The following is a 2,877-nucleotide window of genomic DNA, read 5'->3' as shown; positions in this document are numbered from 1 at the left end:
TATGCTGATTGACATTTTTTCCACCCGAAAAAAACAGCATTTAGCGAAGGAGAAAAGCGCCATAAATGCGCGCCACAGCTAAAAAACGCGATCAAGGGCACACAATTGCACAACTTAACGCCAAGTTGTTGATTTTATGCGCAATCAAACTAAGTTTTAAAAAAAATGCTTGCGCGAAAAACTTAACTCTCTATACTCCCACCTCGTTGCCCGGGTGGCGAAATCGGTAGACGCAGCGGATTCAAAATCCGCCGGTGAATAACCGTGTCGGTTCGAGTCCGACCCCGGGCACCAAAATTCCAGTCAAAAGGCCACTCTTCGGAGTGGCCTTTTGCTTGATTTTTTAGCTAAAAATCCATAGAAATTAAACATTTTTATCTTAACGATAAGCATCACTCACATATAATTTAATTAAAGAATAGTTTTTATTACTAGGTGCTATTTTATATATAAACTAACATAAATGTGACTGGAATGAACAATTGCCATTTTGATAGAAACAAACATGTTTATCGCAATGATGCATTCGTTGAACTAGTTAAGGATGCTATTAGATTTTTTAATGGTACACCTGTTCACGATTTGCCTCCGTCAGAAAACTTTGTCGGCTCTGGAGTATATGCACTTTACTATACAGGAAAAAATGCTTTCTATTCCAGATATAGTGAAATAAATAGATTGTCTTATGATTGTCCAATTTATGTTGGAAAGGCAGTGCCCAAAGGATGGCGCCAATCACGTGTATCTGATGCAATGAAAAACAAATCCAATGAGTTATACTCTAGATTAAAAGAGCACTCTCGAAGTATTTTATCTTGCGAAAACCTAAAAATAACAGATTTTTCATGTCGCTTTGTTATTTTTGAACAAGATAGTTCAGATATGATCAGCTCAATTGAGGCTTCTTTAATTAAAATAAACAGCCCTCTTTGGAACTCTTGCCTAGATGGTTTTGGCAATCACGACCCTGGTAAAGGACGATATGAACAAGCCAGATCTGATTGGGATGTTTTACATTCAGGCAGAATATGGGCCGAACGACTAAAAGGGCAGCCAAATAATATGAATTATATAATTGAAAATGTTAACGCCCATCTTCTAAATTTAAAGAAATGAAAAAAATGAAATCTCTTGAAATTTTTTCTGGAACAGGCGGACTAGCTAAAGGGTTAGAGCTTGCAGGGTTTGAGCATGCCGCATTCGTTGAGTTTAATAAAAATGCATGTGCATCACTAAGAAAGAACTTTAATTCAGAAGCAGTATTTGAGGGTGATATTGCTGATTTTAATTTAAATAATATAAGTGGAGTTGATATAGTTGCTGGCGGGCCACCTTGCCAACCTTTCTCATTAGGTGGGAAACACAAGTCTCACAATGATAATAGAGATATGTTCCCTTACGCAATTAATTGCATTGAACATCTTAAACCAAAGGCTTTCTTTTTTGAGAATGTTAAGGGAATTTTACGGCCCTCATTTTCAAAATATTTTGAATATATTTTGCTTAGGCTTTCTTATACTGAGTTAAAAATTAATAATGGAGAGAGTTGGGAGCAACATTTAATTAGACTTCAACATGTAAAAGACGTCGAATATAAAAAAGAAAATTATCATGTCACATTTAAATTGATTAATGCAGCTGATTATGGTATTCCACAAAAAAGAGAGCGTGTATTGATAGTTGGTTTTCGTTCTGATTTGAATATAAATTGGCATTTTCCAGAACCAACTCACAGCGAAGATCGCCTAAGCTGGGATAAATATGTAACCGGAAAATATTGGACAAGGCACAACACTCCCAATCAGAAAAATGATTTAATTGCAAATCAGATGAAGGAAAAATATGGTATTTTCCCTCCAGAAAAATTGCCGTGGTTAACCGTACGAGATGCATTGATTGATGTCCCTGATCCAAATACATTACATCAAATTCCTGACCATGTATTCAAAGATGGTGCAAAAATTTACCCTGGTCACACAGGTAGCATGATTGATGAGCCAGCGAAAACTATAAAAGCAGGCAGTCATGGAGTACCTGGAGGAGAAAATATGATTCGGTATGATGATGACTCTGTGCGTTATTTAACTACTTATGAAGCAAAATTAATTCAGACATTTCCAAAAGAATTTTCTGTTACAGGTAGCTGGGGAGAAGCAATGAAACAAATTGGCAATGCTGTTCCTGTAAAGCTAGCCGAAGTTATAGGAAAAGAACTAATAGTTAAACTTAAAGAAGCCTAACGAGTATCGAAAAAATCCGCAGCAATACGGTGACTACAGCCGCCAGCGCAGTCATTTTCCGTTGATGTGGCTGGAAAACCTTGCCAGCTCGCGCAATGACTCAAAGTGAGTTGGTTTTCTATAACCCAACCCCTCCCTTAAAAAGGGAGGGGCCTTTTACACCGAACCCCTAACCTGCAACATGGGCTACGCCCCCTTGCGCTGGCGTAGGCGGGAGCTGGGGGAGGGTTTATGTTCAATGTTTTATTTAAGCTGCAACGGAGTGATGCGCTATGCCGGAGTTATTGCGTCTAATCACACCCGAGTTTGAGTTTTCGATTTGGGCCAATGATATTCGTGCGCGCGCACAAATCTATCAGGCCACGCTAGCTAAGCGCGCGGCGTTAGACGGCGAGCTATTACCGACGTTGAAATTTACGCCTGCACTCAACTTAACGGCTAGCGCTGAACCAAGCGATTTGGCGCTGCCAGACGATGCCACGCCTCTGCACACACTGTCGCTGCCGGCGCCGCTGTTTTTTGAAAACACGCTGTATCAATTTGAATGGGTGTTTTTCGGCCCAGTAACCCAGGCCGAGTTGCAACATCGCCGGCAAGCGCTTAATGCCGCCTTTCGCTTTAGCCCTGCGCGCGGGCG

Annotated in this window: 2 protein-coding genes, 1 tRNA gene and 1 pseudogene; all 4 read left to right on the top strand. The window is 40.1% G+C overall.

What is annotated here, in order from left to right:
- Positions 1-208 precede the first annotated feature (208 nt).
- Positions 209-294 (top strand) — tRNA-Leu (locus tag ACRCZA_RS03820).
- A gap of 180 nt (positions 295-474) precedes the next feature.
- On the top strand, positions 475-1,116 hold the full coding sequence (locus tag ACRCZA_RS03815) for an Eco29kI family restriction endonuclease (protein ID WP_438673155.1): 642 nt from the start codon (positions 475-477) through the stop codon (positions 1,114-1,116).
- 5 nt (positions 1,117-1,121) lie between these two features.
- On the top strand, positions 1,122-2,240 hold the full coding sequence (locus tag ACRCZA_RS03810) for a DNA cytosine methyltransferase (protein WP_438673154.1): 1,119 nt from the start codon (positions 1,122-1,124) through the stop codon (positions 2,238-2,240).
- Between the two features lie 272 nt (positions 2,241-2,512).
- Positions 2,513-2,877: pseudogene (locus ACRCZA_RS03805) on the top strand (restriction endonuclease-like protein); the annotation flags it as partial.

It is taken from the genome of Shewanella sp. (genome assembly GCF_051658185.1).
Taxonomy (GTDB): domain Bacteria; phylum Pseudomonadota; class Gammaproteobacteria; order Enterobacterales; family Shewanellaceae; genus Shewanella.
Note: the sequence above shows the minus strand (reverse complement) of the source record. Positions and strands in the feature narration are given on the sequence as shown.